This window comes from Acinetobacter sp. YH1901141, from assembly GCF_013416935.1.
In the GTDB taxonomy this organism is placed as follows: Bacteria; Pseudomonadota; Gammaproteobacteria; order Pseudomonadales; family Moraxellaceae; genus Acinetobacter; species Acinetobacter towneri.
In genome coordinates this window covers 194962-211476 of the sequence record NZ_VPEY01000001.1, presented here as the reverse complement: position 1 = coordinate 211476, position 16515 = coordinate 194962, and the positions used below count along the sequence as shown (strand labels likewise).

Here is a 16515-nt window from a genome sequence, read left to right as displayed (position 1 = left end):
CTTTTGTGCTTTTTTAGACATTATTGACAAAAAATGCGCTTTTTATATGAAAAATAATCAAAAAAAATTAAATCGCAGTGCCAAAAAAGTATTAGCAATTGGGTAGAACACAGTTTTTAGATGTTGCATGGACGATTTAAAGCAAATTTAGCATTAGAAAAACAAACAGTAGCCTGCTTTAGACTGCTGTTTGGGGAGAGAAATGGGAGAGATTAATACAGCTAAAATTAGTGGATAAAACGCGTAACTTAAGCTGCCTTTTGCGAAGTTGGTTCATTTACAACAGCTTCAGATGCAGCCGATTCTGTATTCACTTTTTGAGTTGGAAAATCAGGTACATGCACAATTTGAGCAGATACATTTGCAGCAATTGCTAAAAGTGAAACCATCAAAACAGATTTAAACATATTCATGGGAATATCCATCCAAAGTGTTAATGTCTAGGCAGAAGAATAGACATCGTAGGGAGATCAAACGAAATAAAAAATTCACATGAATCATAACAAAGTTTAAAATTTACAAAATGATCATTTCGGCAATTATTTTAAAAATAGCAATATAAAACAATATATTAGAGTTTTAGCTCTAGTTTTTTATGTAGGCTTAAATGGTTGAGATGTCTGCAAAATTTGTATTTAGATAAGTCTGAAATGCGGGTGAATGGTGACAGTTTTTGACAGTGTGAAATCATGTAATGTTTTGGCTGTGATTGGTTAAACAGTCTAAAAATGCGGTTTTTTTAATCTATGATGGAATTCCAATAACGATAAAGGACAGTGAGAAAATCATGGCAATTGCAAAAGTAGTTGAAGTTAATTCAAGCAGTACAAAAAGTTTTGAAGACGCGATTCAGACTGGAATCGCTAAAGTGACAGAAACAATTAAAAATGTCCAAGGGGCGTGGATTAACGAACAAAAAGTGGTGGTTAAAGACAATCAAATCACGGAGTATCGGGTCAATTTAAAAATCAGCTTCTTGGTTGAATAACACCTCGCTTCATTAACGAAGCATAGTAAGATGACAACTAACCGAAGCATGGTTGCGGGGCAAAGCTGGAACTTTGACCCATTTTAAAAGCACAAAAAAATCCCGTAATGGGATTTTTTTGTGCGTCTAATCAGCTGGAAGAACACTATTCAGCCTTGTCTGTATTTCAATCTTAAGCTTTAGGTTCAGATACATCGCATTGTTCTGCATCGCAGCTTGCTGCATCTTCAAGCTCTAGCTCGCTTGCTGTTTCAAGGGCTTTTTGCAGAACTTGCACAAAAACTTCGCGTGGCTGCGCACCTGCTAAAGCAATACGCTGATCAAATACGAAGAACGGTACGCCAGTGACGTTTAATTGTTCACGTGCAACTTCTTGGTCAAATTTTACAAAGTCGGCATATTCGTCAGAATCCAAAACATCATCCACTTCTACAGGGTTCAGCCCAATACGTGATGCAACATCTTCTAGTGTTTCACGCTCGCCAATTGCCAAACCTTGAGTCATATAGCTATAGAAAAAAGCTTCTTTGGCTTCGCTGCCCAAGCCTTTACTTTGCGCCAAATGCACCAAACGATGGGCATTAAAGGTATTGCCTGAATTGGCATTTTCCCATTGAAAGTCAATGCCTTCAGCTTTTGCCATTTCGGCAATATTACGCTGCATGTCTTCTACTTCGGCAAGGCTGCGCCCATATTTTTGTGCCAAACGCTCTGAATTGGACACTTCCTGACGCGGTGGCGCATCTGGATCGAGTTCAAAACTGTGCCAATGCACTTCTAATTCTACACCTGCTTCTTCAGCAGCAGCCTCTAAACGTTTTTTGCCGATATAGCAAAACGGGCAAACAATATCTGACCAAATATCAACGCGCATGAACAATCTCAAATTCTGTTTTTTACTAAGATGGGGATGTTACATAAAATTTAAAGCATAAAGCGATGCTAAACTTATTTTTGAGCATCTGGTCAAATAGCGTCATGGATACAGAATCATATAAAGGTATAAATGAATTGATTTATTTCACTATATTCTAATGGCTGCATTAGAAAATAAGCATAAAATACTATACAAATGTGACAGGCTTCACGCTAAGATATTGCAAATACTAAAAAATAAGAGGGCACGCATGCGACGTATAGTGCTAATTATAGGATGTGCAACGCTGCTGATTTTTGGCGGGATGTTTTATCAATATCAACAGCAGCAAAAACAAGTCACTCAATTGCATGCTTATCAAAATGTGATTTATGAAAAAGCCGAACAAATTTTTGTACAGGCACAGGATTGGTCTAAGCCGATTCAAATTGACTTAAAAGATAATCGTTTAGATGGCGACTATCAAATTATGGCGAGTTTTGTCTTGAGTCACATGGTGCAAAGTGCCGAAGCGCGCAATAGCTATTTACGTGAATTAAAAGCCTTGAATTGGGATCAGTTTTTAGATCCTCAACGACTTGCTGCAGATAAAAAACAAGACTATGCCGATACCGAAGCCATGTTGGTGCAAGTACGTGCCATGGTAGAGCTGTATCAGGAACATTTAGAACAGCATGAAGCGATGGCTTTGGAGCAGATTGAGAATCTTGAAATCAATCATAATTTGCGCCGTCATTTAGCAGAATCTTTGCTAGAAAGCCGCCATAATGACCAAGGACACGCATTATTTGAATTGGAAAAGAAAAATTTGGGTAAGGCGTATGTGTTGTTTGCAATTTTAAAAAACAATAAATGGGCGCTCAAAAACAATACCTTCATGTTCTATGAAGATGCAGCCTTGAAAGAATTTAATGCGGTATATCAAGAGATGGTGCAGCTCAATACGCAAATGCAAGAGATCACTCAGCAGCATCAGCGGGCACTGGAAAGCAAGTTGTAAGGTCTGGCAAATCCTTACATCAAATTGTCAAAAGAATGTCATCTGCCGTTCAAATCTCTTGCCTAAACTGTGCCTGTTGATTTAATTGCTCAGCTAGGCAGGTCCAATATGAACAGCATTCAAGTCTTTGATGATATTCAACAACTGTATTTGCAATTCTTAGAAAATAAAAACTACCCGAAACTCGAAAATTTAAATAATTGGGGCAAGAACCGTTACTTCTTTAATCAGCACTTTCGTTTGGTTGAAGATTGGCATCAGACTGAACAAATTGTGATTGAATTTAATCAACAATATTATTGCTTGGATACAGGCAGCGCCCCAGACTTTATGGATAAAGAACGCTATATGACATGGTTGATGGGGGAGTTGTTGGTTTAAGCCGTGCAGGTAAATCACAACTGATCAGCCATCTAGTCTTCAAGATAACAATGCAAAAGAATAAAATTTAAAAATTAGAACAGCTCAAAACAACAAAATAAAAAATCCCCGCATGATGCGAGGATTTTTTTATTACGAAGACTTTTTACACACGCTCAATAATTGTCGCGATACCTTGACCAAGACCGATACACATGGTCGCAAGACCAATTTGCGTGTCTTGTTGTTCCATCACGTTCAACAACGTGGTGGTGATACGCGCACCTGAACAACCCAATGGGTGACCGAGTGCAATTGCACCACCGTTCAAGTTCACACGATCTTGCTGATCATAAATGCCTAAGCCTTTTAGAACAGATAGACCTTGTGCAGCAAACGCTTCGTTTAATTCAAAGGTTTGAATGTCTGCAATTGACAAGCCCGCACGTTTAAGTGCTTTTTGCGTTGCAGGTACTGGGCCATAACCCATGATTGCTGCATCACAGCCTGCAACGGCCATAGAGCGAATCACCGCACGTGGTTTCAAACCTAATGCTTGTGCACGTTCAGCAGACATAAGCAACATAGCAGAAGCACCATCAGACAATGCTGAAGATGTCGCCGCAGTTACGGTACCGCCTTTCGGATCAAATACAGGACGTAAAGCTTGGAATGCTTCAAGGTTAGCATCTGGACGAATCACTTCGTCGATGTCGCATAGTTGTTTAAAGCCGTTTGCATCATGACCTTCAATGCCAATGATTTCGTTTTTAAAACGGCCTTCTTGCGTTGCAGCCCATGCACGACGGTGTGATTCCACACCAAAGGCATCTTGCTCTTCACGAGAAATACCGTTCATGCGACCCAACATTTCAGCAGTTAAGCCCATCATGTTTGAGGCTTTGGCATAGTGCTTCGATGCAGCAGGGTTGATGTCGATACCGTGCATCATGCCCACATGGCCCATGTGCTCTACACCACCAATGATGAAAATATCACCCTGATTGGTTGCAATTTGTGCCGCAGCGGTGTGGATCGCTTGCATTGAAGAACCACACAGACGGTTTACAGTTTGACCCGCTACTGTTTTTGGAAGATCAGCCAATAAAGCAATATTACGACCAATGTTCATACCTTGTTCTAGGGTTTGGTTAACACAGCCCCAGATCACATCTTCAACTTCGTTGACATCAAACTGGTTACGAGCAACTAAAGCACGAACCAATTCAGCCGATAGACTGTCAGCACGTACATTGCGGAACATACCGTTTTTGGTTTTACCCATTGCAGAACGTACGCCATCAACGATGACAACGTCACGTGGATTTAAAGTAGCCATTCACGTTGCTCCTTAACCGTAGAATTTTTTGTTGTTAGCAGCCATGTCACGCAACATTTGTGGCGCTTCATAAGCTTTTCCTAAGTGTGCATACTTGTCGCAAAGCGCAACATATTCAGCAACACCTGTTTGGTCGATATAACGGCATGGGCCACCACGGAATGGAGGGAAACCTACACCCATAATCATCGCCATATCTGCTTCAGATGGTGTCGCCACGATGTTGTCTTCTAAGCAACGTACTGTTTCATTACAGAAAGCCAACATCATACGGTCAATGATTTCTTGTGCATCAAATTCGTGCTTTTCAGATGTTGCGACAGATGCTACAAGCTCATACGCAGTTGGGTCGACCACTTTGGCTTTCTTGCCTTTACGATCCAATTCATATTTGTAGAAACCTACGTCATTCTTTTGACCAAGACGTTTGTTTTCGTACATGACTTGGATTGAGCCTTTATAGTCTGGCTTCATGCGGTCTGGGAAACCTTCTGCCATGACTTCTGCACCGTGAACGCCCGTGTCGATACCAACAACGTCCATCAGGTAAGCAGGACCCATTGGCCAGCCGAATTTTTCCATGACTTTGTCAACTTGCTGGAAGTCTGCTCCATCTTTAAGTAACAAGTCGAATGCACCAAAGTAAGGGAACAATACGCGGTTCACCAAGAAGCCTGGGCAGTCATTCACTACGATTGGTGTTTTACCCATTTTCTGAGCAAGCACCACAGTAGTCGCAATCGCTTCAGGTGAAGTTTTTTCACCACGAATCACTTCTACCAATGGCATCATGTGCACTGGGTTAAAGAAGTGCATGCCGACAAAGTTTTCTGGACGTTGTAGGTTTTCTGCCAAACGTGTAATCGAAATGGTTGATGTGTTTGACGCGATAATGGTGTTTTCACGTACTGATTTTTCAGTTTCAGCCAACACAATGCCTTTGACTTTCGGATTCTCAGTCACGGCTTCAATCACGATATCTACTTCTTTAAACTCGTCATAGCTTAAAGTTGGGCGGATACGTGCCAAAGTTTCACCCATTTTGGCAGGTGTCATTTTTTTACGTTCAACTTGCTTGGTCAGCAATTTGTTTGCTTCAGACATCCCCAATGCCAATTGTGGATTGCCAATGTCTTTCATGATAATTGGTGTGCCTTTGCTTGCCGCTTGGTAAGCAATACCACCACCCATGATACCCGCGCCGAGTACAGCCGCTTGGTTAACAGGATGCGCACCTTTTTCATATTTTTTCGAGGTCTTCTTCACCACTTGGTCATTGATGAACAAACCAATCAATGCACCTGCTTGTGGCGTTACCGCAGCTTTAGCAAAGCCTTCCGCTTCCGCTTTGAGTGCGTCATTACGTGGCAAGCTTGCACCTGCTTGTAAAGAATCAAGCATGAGTTTTGGTGCAGGGTATTGTGCAGGATTCGCTTTGGCTAATACCGCACCTTTTGCAGTGTTGAACGCCATCATTTGTTCAAGTGGGTTCAATTTAACAGGGTCTAACTTTTCCTGACGTTTTGCTTTCCAGTCCAAACGACCTGCAATGGCTTGTTTAACCAAATCAAGCGCAGCCGCTTGTAATTGATCTGCAGCAACTACAGCATCTACAGCACCATCTTTGAGTGCAGCATCAGGACGTTTAGGGTTGGCCATTGCCATCCATTCAACCGCATTGTCGATACCAATAACGCGGCTTAAACGAACCGTACCACCAAAGCCTGGGAAAATACCGAGTTTGATTTCTGGTAAGCCCACTTGTGCTTGGTCTGACATGACACGGTAGTCACATACCAAACACATTTCAAAGCCACCGCCCAATGCCATACCATTGATTGCAGCAACTTTAGGAATTTCTAAATCTTCAAAAGCATTGAAGATGTCGTGAACAGGCAATGCCCAATCCACAATGGCTTGTTCGCCTTGAGCGAAGTTTGCGCCAAATTCGGTGATGTCTGCACCCACGATAAAGGTTGATTTCGCAGAAGTGACGATTAAACCTTTCACTTCATTGTTTGCTTTAACAGCCTCAATCGCAGCTTTAAAGTCTTCAATCGTTGCACGGTTAAATTTGTTGACCGACTCACCTTGTAAGTCAAAGCGGAATTCTGCAATTCCGTCCGAAAGCATTTGGACGGTAATGGCATTGCCAGCGTGGATCATGCCTGATCTCCTTTATTTTGGAGGACTTCTAAGTTGATGTTATGAAGCGTGTGCGATAGTCCTGCACACATATATGCCTCGCTAATCTTACGATAACTATATCGAAAAAAAATATAGCAAGTTGTATCAAGCCGTGACGCAAGGGTCATGATTTTTCTCATAGCTCGGAATTGCTTTTTGACCCGATTTTAAAATCCTATGTTTAAAGAAAGATGAAAGTGATTGTTTTCTCTTTTATTTTTAATCAGGTTGTATTGCATTTTCGATTTAGAAAAGCTTGATAAATAGATGTTATCAGTGGGTTGTTTGGGACAGAAAAGTCAATCCCTTGTTTTGATGATAAGTTTTAAAGCATGAAGTCGATAGGTTTGGACAGCGACTTGCAATGCTGTGTTCTATTTTCTGCTATGACTTTATGCGCTGAAATTGAGTAGAATATGCGACATTTTGAATTTTAGCTGTTTTCAGCAATTTGGGTTGTTCTATGTTGAAGTGGATTATTCTGGCGATTTTTATCGCTTCAGCGCTGTATATTCAACAGCGCGGCAAGGTGCGTCATAGTTTTTATCGTCAGTTTTTTGACCATTCTACCATCCTCGCACCGATCAACTATTTAATGTATTTGTTTTCTAAAGTACCAAATCAACCGTATATCGACATCCAGCACTTTCAAGATTTAAAGGTTTTGGATGACAATTGGGAAATGATTCGTGATGAAGCCAAAGCTTTGTATGAACAGGGTGGTATTAAAGCTTCAAGTAGCTACGATGATTTGGGATTTAACTCATTCTTTAAAACAGGCTGGAAGCGTTTTTATTTAAAATGGTATGACTCCGCGCATCCATCTGCCGCAGAATTATGTCCAAAAACCACAGCATTATTAAAAACTTTGCCTAGCATTAAGGCGGCGATGTTTACTGAACTAGCGCCCGACAGTCGTTTAGTGCGTCATCGCGACCCGTATGCAGGTTCATTGCGTTACCACTTGGGATTGATGACACCAAATGATGACCGTTGTTTTATTGATGTCGATGGTGAGCGGTATTCATGGCGTGATGGTGAAAGTGTGGTGTTTGATGAAACCTATATTCACTATGCTGAAAATGGCACTTCTCAAAACCGTATTATTTTCTTTGCCGATGTCGAGCGTCCGTTAAAATCTCGCTGGATGCAAAAGTTTAATCACTGGTTTGGCAAAAATGTGATGACCGCAGCAAGCTCTCCGAATGAAGCAGGCGATCAGACGGGTGGCTTAAATAAAGTCTTTGGCTATGTCTATCAAGTGCGTTTAAAAGCCAAGGCTTTAAAAGCTAAAAATAGTCGTGTGTACTATTTCTTAAAATGGTTTTTAATGCTCGGGATTTTCTTCTTAATTTTTATTCGCCCTTATGTGTTTTAAAGCATCACAACGCCTTTCGGGGCGTTTTTTATGACATTTTTGAGCAATTTCAGCAACGCGCTTTAATTCCCGCCTATTTTTATGTATAGAATGAAGCAAATAGGGGAATTTTTATGCAAACGTTTCGTTCTAAAAAAGATTGGTGGGTTTTGGCTTTTGTGATTTGTATGTCTGGTCTATTGATTCAGTTATTGCTGACCATGTACGCCAAAGGCACGATGCCAGCATTTCCTGTGCACACAGGGGTGTATTTCATTACCATTTTTGTGTTGTGGTGGCCTGTGTTGAATACGCGCTATCAGGTCGATGCAGAACGCTTGCAGATCCGTTGCATGTTTTTAAAATGGGACATTCCACGCGACAGTATTCAAAAAATATCTAAAACCAATAATTCGGTAGCGTCACCTGCTTTGTCGCTGAAGCGTTTAAAAATTGATTATCTTCTAGCGGGGCAGCCAAAATTTGTATTGGTTTCACCTAAAGATCAGACCAAATTTAGTCAAGCCTTGGGAATGGAAATTACTGACTAATCCCTAGGGTCTGTTGACATTTCATAAATGGCTTGCGCTGTAGGCTAAAACTGAGCAGATCAGGCATGAAACGCAGGGAATAGCGAGACTATTGCCAAGTTTCATAACGCAATCTGAGAAAGTTTTAGCCACAGCCTGAGCAAAAACAAGCACTGCTTTGTTTGCAGCGCAAGGCGCAGCGAAGGACGAGCATATTTTTTGCTGCTATTGCGTTATGAGTCAGTCATTTAGAATGACTAAATTTCCTGCCTCATGCCTTATATCAGCTAAAAAACCTTGCGAGATATATCTCTCACGTCGCAAACATAGACGAATTGTCAACAGACCCTAGGCTTTTTAAGCAAAAATAAGCATCAAAACTTTGAGGATGAGCAGAGTGGCATTCTCAAGATTCACGCAGCATAAGTCGTGGGCTTATTCTATTTTGAGGTGCAATTGATTTGCACTGCAATCTACACATATTTCCGATTTTTCAGGATGACTTAAAAAATACAAAGCTAAAATAGGCTCAAGTTCAGTACGAATTTTACGCCCCAAATGCCGCGCGCCGTAACGAATATCATGCCCCTGATAAAAATAGGCTTTAGCTGCTGCAGTGAGTTCGACTTGGCGCTGTTGATGCTGCAGGCGATGGTTTAACTTTTCCAATTCAATTTCAACCAATTGCGGCAGGGCATCAGCAGATACCGCTTGATAATGCAAACTACGGTCAATCCGATTTAAAAATTCAGGGTCAAATTTACGCTGCATGACTTTTTCAATGATCCGTTGTGTGGGCATGTGTTTTAAGCACAGTTGTTGTACTTTTTGCGGCAACAGATTCAATTTATCTAAGTATTGTTGTGCGGCTTGAGCACCCACATTGCTGGTCATAAAAATCATGCAATTGCGAAAGTCGATGGTTTTGGTGCCTGCAGTCAGGGTCAGTTTGCCTGTATCTAGCACATTCATTAAGCCACGTATCACTTCGCTTGAGCCTTTTTCCAGTTCATCAAATAACATAATGCCTGGGCGGGTGTGCGAACCTACAATCGCAGTTTCATCAAATAAACTATGGCCTTCTTTAGAGCCGACATAGCCAGGAGGCGCGCCTGTGAGTGCAGCCGCATAGTGTTCCTGCGCCAAGGTATTCATATCAATGCGGCAGAAGGCATCGGGGCGACCATAAATGGCTTCGGCAATCAGGCGCACCGTTTCGGTCTTGCCAACACCTGTCGGGCCAAGCATTAAAGTCACTGAAAGTGGTCGCTCTGTGCTGGAGAAATCGGCCTTGACCACATACAGCATTTTTTCGATTTCATTCAGCGCTGCATCTTGTCCAATAATCCGTTGACGTAACAATTGCATGACTTGTGTAGGTTCAAAATGAAAGCGCGGCTTGCCAATCAAACGGTCTTTGGCGGATACATACTGATGTGTACTGATCGGCTGGGACGTTGCGGATTGAATGGTCGGTATGCCGTGTGGTGCGGTCGTCATCCTGCACTTTCCTTCTGCTGACAAGATGCCTGAGCATAGCAAATCTTGTGTTGCCGACTGATCGTTTTTAGCACTGAGCTGATCGTTTTAGTGGATAGATCATGCGCTATGCCACAGGATAAAGCTTGAAAAAATCAGATAAAGCAGCACATCATGTAAAGAATGTAGCAAGAATAGGATGACTCGTGAGCCCAAACGCAGGTGAGCATATCGAGAAAATTTTGGCAAATATGACCCAATTGCCAGGGGTTTACCGTATGTTGGGTAAAGACGGGGAGTTGTTATATGTCGGCAAAGCCAAAAATTTAAAAAACCGAGTGTCGAGTTATTTTGTCAAAACCATCGAGCATCCTAAAACGCAGGCTTTAGTGGCGCGTATTTATGATATTGAAACTTTGGTGGTGCGTTCCGAAACTGAAGCGTTATTGCTTGAACAAAATCTGATTAAGCTGCATCGTCCACCGTACAATATTATGCTGCGCGATGATAAGTCCTATGTTTATATTTTTGTGTCGGCAGATCAGCCTTATCCGCGTATTGCCAGTGGACGCGGCAAAGGCAAGCATCAGATAGGCAAGTTTTTTGGGCCTTATCCGAGTGCGTACAATGCCCGCGATACTTTGGTGGTGTTACAAAAACTGTTTAATGTGCGGCAGTGTGAAAACAGTTATTTTGCTCAACGGCAGCGTCCGTGTTTGCAATATCAGATCAAACGCTGTTCGGCACCGTGTGTAGGATTGATTTCGCCCGAAGAATATAAAGAAGATGTTAATAATTCGATTCGATTTTTACAGGGCGATAGTAAAGAACTGAATCAGCAATTGATTGCTAAAATGGAAGCTGCAGCCGAAGCGTTGGAATTTGAAAAAGCAGTCTTTTACCGTGACCGTATGGCTTTGTTGCGTGATGTGCAGGCACAGCAAGCCATTTATAAACTCAAAGGCGAAGCCGATATTATCGCAATTGCTTATCAGGCAGGTGTGACCTGTGTGCAAATTATGCATGTGCGCAATGGCAAAATGCTGGGCGGTAAAAGCTATTTTCCTGATATGTTGGGCGATGATTTGGGGCAAATGTTGGCCGATTTTATTGCCAACTTTTACTTTCAGGTGGCCGATGAAATTCCAGCGGAATTGATTGTTAATGTGGAAGTGGCAGATTGCAAAGAGTTGGAACAAGCCTTACAGCAACACTTCGATAAAAAAATTCAAATTAAACATAAAGTGCGTGAAACCCGTGCCGAGTGGCAAGAATTGGCACAAATGAATGTGCAGCATGCCATTAAAGGTAAACTCGCCAATCACTTTGAATTAAATGAGCGTTTTCATCAGTTAGAGCAAGTGGTTGGACGCCCGATTGATCGGATTGAATGTTTTGATATTTCGCACACTATGGGCGAAGACACTGTGGCATCTTGCGTGGTATTTGACAGTGGTGGTATTCGCAAACGTGATTATCGACAATTTTCAATTCAGGATATTCAGGCTGGAGATGACTATGCTGCCATGCGCCAAGCTTTAACGCGCCGTTATAAAAAAGCCATGCTGCCCGATTTATTGCTGATTGATGGCGGTAAAGGGCAGTTGAATATGGCGATGGAGGTCATGCAGGAGTTAGGATTGGATGCCTTTATGATTGGGGTGTCCAAAGGCGAAGGACGCAAACCTGGTCTAGAAACGCTACATTTTACCGATGGCAGCAAAATTCAGCTGCCTGAAGATCATAAGGCGCTGCATTTGATTCAGCAGGTACGTGATGAAGCACACCGATTTGCAATTACCAAGCACCGTGCCAAGCGCGATAAAAAACGTGGCTCATCAATACTTGAAGTGATTCCGGGCTTAGGGCCAAAACGTCGTCGTGATTTACTCACCCATTTTGGTGGCATACAAGGTGTCCTGAAAGCTTCTGAAAAAGAGTTGACTTTAGTACCCGGACTGGGTGAAGTAATGGCGCGTACGATTTATAAAGTGCTGCATGAATGACTAAATTTCCTGCCTCATGCCTTATATTAGCTAAAAATCTTGCGAGATATATCTCTCACGTCGCAAACATAGACGAATTGTCAACAGACCCTATTTACTGCATAAAAAGCAGTATTTTCTACAAAGGTAAATAGCAAAAAAGTGCATTGACTCTGTCGTCATTGAACATTCACATCAGATCGAAACCCTGTAATATCAACCACAACATTGTTTAAGGAAAAGCTATGTCGTTGCTACAGACCTATCAAGCCATTGCCGAGCAAGAATGGATAGACATCCCGCTTGGGTGGTTACAGGGGCGCACTATTTATGGTGGATTGGTGGCAGGTTTGATGATGCAAAAAGCCCAGCTTTGTATTGCCGATCCGAAAAAGCGCTTGCTAAGCAGCAGTGTCACGTTTGTCGGACCTGTGCAACAAAGTCGGGCACGGCTCACGGCGGAAATTCTGCGTGAAGGCAAATCTGTGACCAGTGTCGAAGTTCGTTTATGGCAGGATGATGCAGTACAAAGCATTTTAATTGCCAGTTTTGGTGCGGCACGTGAATCCAGCATTGTGGTGCAACAAGAACGTACTGCGCCCAATTTTCCACCTGCAACGGAATTGCCTGTTACACAGCATCATCCTTTAGCACCTGAATGTTTTCAGCAGATGGATTTGGTTTGGTCTGAAGGACAATATCCGTTTACTGCTAGTCATAAACCTGATTTTGCAGGCTGGATGCGTTTTAACCCAAAACAGCATACGAATCGTGCCATGACCATTGCCGATTTGATGGTGGCTTTTGATATGTGGCCGCCTGGAGTACTGCCGATGTTTGAGCAGCTCACTCCTGCCAGTTCACTGACTTGGCATGTGACCTATGTCAATCCTTTGCAAAATCAGCTGCAAGATTGGATGAAATATAAAGTTTTTACCGATCATGCTAGCGGTGGTTATGCCACAGAATATGCGCACTTATGGGATGATCAGGATCGGCTAATAGCGATTGCCCGACAGACCATCACCGTGTTTGCCTAGTGACACCTACTAGCATTTCGTATAAAGTGAAGCCTATTCACGATGACAAATCCTCAAAAAACTTGTGAATATGCAGCGTAAAGAGGGGAAACATTGGCGGTGTCTATGACAACAGGTCGTATCCTGAACATTCCAAATATATTAACTTTGGCTCGAATCGCCTTGATTCCTGTTTTTTTGTTGGTGGCGTATTGGCCGCCTGCAATGGGCGTAAATGGTTATGATGGTGGCATGACGCGTCATATTATTTTGACGTCTATTTTTGTGATTGCTGCTGTGACCGACTGGTTTGATGGCTATTTGGCACGTACTTTGAATCAGACCTCTGCATTTGGGCGCTTTTTAGACCCTGTGGCCGATAAACTTATGGTCGCTGCGGCATTGATTGTTTTAGTGCAATGGCAACCGACTATTTCTATGGCTTTTGCCGCGATTGTAATTATTTCCCGTGAAATTACCGTATCTGCCTTACGAGAGTGGATGGCTGAACTCGGCGCACGTACCAGTGTGGCGGTGTCTACAGTGGGGAAATATAAAACAGCATTCCAAATGATTGCGATTTCAGTGTTCTTATTGAACTGGCAACCATTGGAAATGGTGGCTTATTTGTTGCTCTATACTGCTGTAATTCTAACGCTTTGGTCGATGTTTATTTATTTAAAAGCGGCATGGCCATATTTGAAACAACCTTAAATATCGTGATTCTTCATTAAAAAGTGCTTCTGATTGAAGCACTTTTTGATTAACTATGGGTTTCTTCCTCGGCATCATCCTCATAAGTTTTGGCAATTTTTTCAATATTTAAACTTTTTGCCATCGCATCAAAAATTTCTTTATAAACCCCATTTTGATGATAAAGCGCATCATGTTCGCCATGTTCCGCAATCCTGCCATCTTTCATGACATAGGTGTAATCGGCATCAATAATTTGCGATAAGCTATGTGAAATGATGATGACCGTACGCCCTTGTTTAATTTCATCGAGGCTTTGTTTGATTTGTTCGGTTGCAATGGCATCCAGACTAGCAGTCGGTTCATCTAAAAAAATAATAGGTGGATTTTTCAGGAACATACGTGCAAGGGCAATCCGTTGTTGTTGACCGCCTGAAAGCATGAGGGCATCTGCGTCATAAGCCTGAGGCAATTGCAAAATTTGTTCGTGAATAGAGGCTTTTTGGGCTGCCAGAATCACATCTTCCAAGCTTGCATCAGTTTTGCCATAACGAATATTTTCAAAAATAGAGCCTTGGAAAATATGATTTTTTTGCAAAACCAAGCCGATATGGTCACGCAAATATTGAGTGTCGATGTGGTTAATATCAATCCCATCGAGCTGAATTGTTCCCTGTTGTGGTTCATAGAATTTATCTAATAAACTGATCAGGGTAGATTTTCCTGCTCCCGACAATCCCACCAATGCGGTAATTTTATTGGGCTGAATCTGCATTTGAATGTCTTTGAGTGCATGATGTCCATTCGGATAAAAAAAGTTTACCTGTTGCAGATCAAACTGCCCTCGAATAACTGGTTTAAGCGTACCACTTGGCTCAATTTCATGCTCGGCTTCCAAAATTTGAAAGAAGCTTTCTGAATAGATCATTGCATCATTGACTTCATCATAAATACGATGCAATGAGCGAATTGGGGCAGAAACATTGCCAAACAGTAACACGTGATACATGATCATGCCGATGCTCATTTGTCTATCTAACACAAAATAAGCAGTTAAAATAATAATCAGCACCACGCCAATTTGTTCAATAAAGCTTTTTAAACCATCAAATAAAAAACTGGTTTGGCGAGTCTGCATTTGATTGTGGGTCAGTTTTTTCTGCAGGGTGAGTTGTTTTTCTGCTTCGATGCTTTCTCTGTTAAATGATTTAATCACGGTAATTGAGTTGATGATGCTGAGAATCCCTTGGCTTTTTTTCTCACGTCCATCACGTAAATTACGTCGCCAGCTTCCTAGTTTTTGTGCCTGCTGATAGGTCAGCCAAAAATAAATAGGCACAATGAGTGTCGCGACCAAGCCCACATAAAAATTGGCATAATACATTAAGCCCAAAGCCACAATTGCACTGGTAAAGAGTGGCAAAATATCAATAAAGAAAATTTGCACTAAGCGGGTGAGCGAACCAATGCCACGATCTATACGTGTTTGTAATTTACCTGCTTGGTTGTTGTCCTGATTAAAAAAGGCCAGTCGATAACGCAAAAATTTCTCAATAATGCCCTGTGCCAAATCTTGTGACACAAAAATGCGTAGTTTTTCACCATAAAACTTCTGTCCAAACTGCACAAAGGCATTGATGATTTCTTTACCCAGCAAAATGGCTGAAATGGTGATTAAAATGTGCCAGCCTGCAGACAGACCTTGTCCTGCCTCAATTAAGGCGTTAATACGGTCAACAGCGTATTGTAAAGTTAGTGCATTGACTTGAGCTGTTAATGAGCCGATGAGCGTTAAAACTAAGGTAGCAATCACCAAGAGCTGATAAGGTCGAACGAAGGGACGCAATTTTTGAAATAAATGCCATAAATTCATAAGCTATTATTGTTATAAGAACGATGATTTTAAGTCTAAGGATGAACTTCACGACTCACAAGCCAAAAAGCTGTGTCATTTTGTGAGCAGTCCTGATCCTTGTTTTAGATTAAACAATAAGCTATTCAGCATAGGAATGACCATGAATCTAGAATTGTTTGCACCTGAGCGTTGTGACAACGTACTGCCTTATGACGGCATTGCGCAGGACTATGGTTTGGTGCTGAGTGCGGAGCATAGTGAGCGTTATTTACGGTATTTTCTGCAACATTTGGCATGGCAGCCTGATGAAGGTCTGCTCTTTGGTCAGTATTATCGGACACAGCGCCAAGTGGCATGGTATGGAGATGAGCAGTATCAATATCGTTATTCGGGAGCAGTTAAGCAGGCACAGCTATGGCGGCCTGCTTTGTGGCGACTGAAACAGCAAATTGAACAATGGGTCGGGCATCCCTTTAACTCATGTTTGGCCAATTTATATCAAGATGGTACGCAGGGCTTGGGTTGGCACAGTGATGATGAGCCGAATTTAGGCAGACACGCTGTCATTGCATCTTTGAGTTTGGGGGCAACCCGTAAATTTTGTTTTCAGCATAAACACCGCGCCAACAAGGTTGAGCTACTGTTGCACAGCGGTCAGTTGTTGGTCATGCGTGGCACGACACAACACTATTGGAAACATGCCTTAATGAAGTCCAATAAAATTATACAACCCAGAATTAATCTGACCTTTCGCTATTTTCACGCGGCTATTGAATAAAACTTGATTTAGCACTCTAAATCCTTATTCAGGAATAAATTTTAATTGTATTTAAATTCAGTGCTTTA

15 protein-coding genes are annotated in these 16515 nt (G+C 41.9%); 9 read left to right on the top strand and 6 right to left on the bottom strand.

The features are described 5' to 3' along the window. Positions 1–248 precede the first annotated feature (248 nt). Positions 249–413 (bottom strand): hypothetical protein, encoded by a 165-nt coding sequence (locus FTV52_RS00990; protein ID WP_019836107.1) that lies wholly within the window; start codon positions 411–413, stop codon positions 249–251. Between the two features lie 374 nt (positions 414–787). Here FTV52_RS00990 and FTV52_RS00985 point away from each other — a divergent pair, with 374 nt between their 5' ends. After that, positions 788–988, top strand: coding sequence for a dodecin family protein (locus FTV52_RS00985; protein WP_004975809.1), 201 nt, complete (start codon positions 788–790; stop codon positions 986–988). A 172-nt stretch (positions 989–1160) separates the two neighbouring features. Here the strand turns inward: FTV52_RS00985 and FTV52_RS00980 are convergent, their stop codons facing one another. After that, positions 1161–1862 (bottom strand): DsbA family protein, encoded by a 702-nt coding sequence (locus tag FTV52_RS00980; protein ID WP_004975810.1) that lies wholly within the window; start codon positions 1860–1862, stop codon positions 1161–1163. A 253-nt stretch (positions 1863–2115) separates the two neighbouring features. Here FTV52_RS00980 and FTV52_RS00975 point away from each other — a divergent pair, with 253 nt between their 5' ends. Next, positions 2116–2865, top strand: a complete 750-nt coding sequence (locus FTV52_RS00975; RefSeq protein ID WP_179989525.1) for a hypothetical protein — start codon at positions 2116–2118, stop codon at positions 2863–2865. A gap of 108 nt (positions 2866–2973) precedes the next feature. Next, the gene (locus FTV52_RS00970; RefSeq protein ID WP_004975814.1) at positions 2974–3246 is read left to right on the top strand and encodes a hypothetical protein; all 273 of its coding nucleotides are present in this window, start codon (positions 2974–2976) and stop codon (positions 3244–3246) included. Positions 3247–3391: 145 nt separating this feature from the next. On the opposite strand, the gene fadA is transcribed toward FTV52_RS00970, so the two are convergent. After that, positions 3392–4564: an acetyl-CoA C-acyltransferase FadA gene (fadA, locus tag FTV52_RS00965; RefSeq protein WP_004975824.1), complete on the bottom strand. Its 1173-nt coding sequence runs from the start codon at positions 4562–4564 to the stop codon at positions 3392–3394. 12 nt (positions 4565–4576) lie between these two features. After that, positions 4577–6730: a fatty acid oxidation complex subunit alpha FadB gene (gene fadB / locus FTV52_RS00960; protein WP_179988505.1), complete on the bottom strand. Its 2154-nt coding sequence runs from the start codon at positions 6728–6730 to the stop codon at positions 4577–4579. Between the two features lie 484 nt (positions 6731–7214). Between fadB and lpxO the strand changes: the two genes are divergently transcribed. Beyond that, positions 7215–8129, top strand: coding sequence for a lipid A hydroxylase LpxO (gene lpxO, locus FTV52_RS00955; RefSeq protein ID WP_179989523.1), 915 nt, complete (start codon positions 7215–7217; stop codon positions 8127–8129). A 113-nt stretch (positions 8130–8242) separates the two neighbouring features. Then, positions 8243–8659 (top strand): PH domain-containing protein, encoded by a 417-nt coding sequence (locus FTV52_RS00950; RefSeq protein ID WP_179989521.1) that lies wholly within the window; start codon positions 8243–8245, stop codon positions 8657–8659. A 414-nt stretch (positions 8660–9073) separates the two neighbouring features. Here the strand turns inward: FTV52_RS00950 and FTV52_RS00945 are convergent, their stop codons facing one another. After that, positions 9074–10138: an AAA family ATPase gene (locus FTV52_RS00945; protein WP_179989519.1), complete on the bottom strand. Its 1065-nt coding sequence runs from the start codon at positions 10136–10138 to the stop codon at positions 9074–9076. 185 nt (positions 10139–10323) lie between these two features. Between FTV52_RS00945 and uvrC the strand changes: the two genes are divergently transcribed. From uvrC to pgsA, 3 genes are all read left to right on the top strand, one after another. After that, positions 10324–12123, top strand: coding sequence for an excinuclease ABC subunit UvrC (uvrC, locus tag FTV52_RS00940; protein WP_179989517.1), 1800 nt, complete (start codon positions 10324–10326; stop codon positions 12121–12123). Positions 12124–12347: 224 nt separating this feature from the next. Next, positions 12348–13142 carry a thioesterase family protein gene (locus FTV52_RS00935; RefSeq protein WP_179989515.1) on the top strand — a complete coding sequence of 265 codons (795 nt, stop codon included), beginning with the start codon at positions 12348–12350 and terminating at the stop codon, positions 13140–13142. Positions 13143–13247: 105 nt separating this feature from the next. Continuing rightward, positions 13248–13835 (top strand): CDP-diacylglycerol--glycerol-3-phosphate 3-phosphatidyltransferase, encoded by a 588-nt coding sequence (pgsA, locus tag FTV52_RS00930; RefSeq protein WP_004975835.1) that lies wholly within the window; start codon positions 13248–13250, stop codon positions 13833–13835. 49 nt (positions 13836–13884) lie between these two features. Here the strand turns inward: pgsA and FTV52_RS00925 are convergent, their stop codons facing one another. After that, complete coding sequence (locus tag FTV52_RS00925) at positions 13885–15687, bottom strand: ABC transporter ATP-binding protein (protein ID WP_154321120.1); 1803 nt, start codon at positions 15685–15687, stop codon at positions 13885–13887. A gap of 142 nt (positions 15688–15829) precedes the next feature. Here FTV52_RS00925 and FTV52_RS00920 point away from each other — a divergent pair, with 142 nt between their 5' ends. Beyond that, the gene (locus tag FTV52_RS00920; RefSeq protein ID WP_179989513.1) at positions 15830–16447 is read left to right on the top strand and encodes an alpha-ketoglutarate-dependent dioxygenase AlkB; all 618 of its coding nucleotides are present in this window, start codon (positions 15830–15832) and stop codon (positions 16445–16447) included. The last annotated feature ends 68 nt before the right edge of the window (positions 16448–16515 follow it).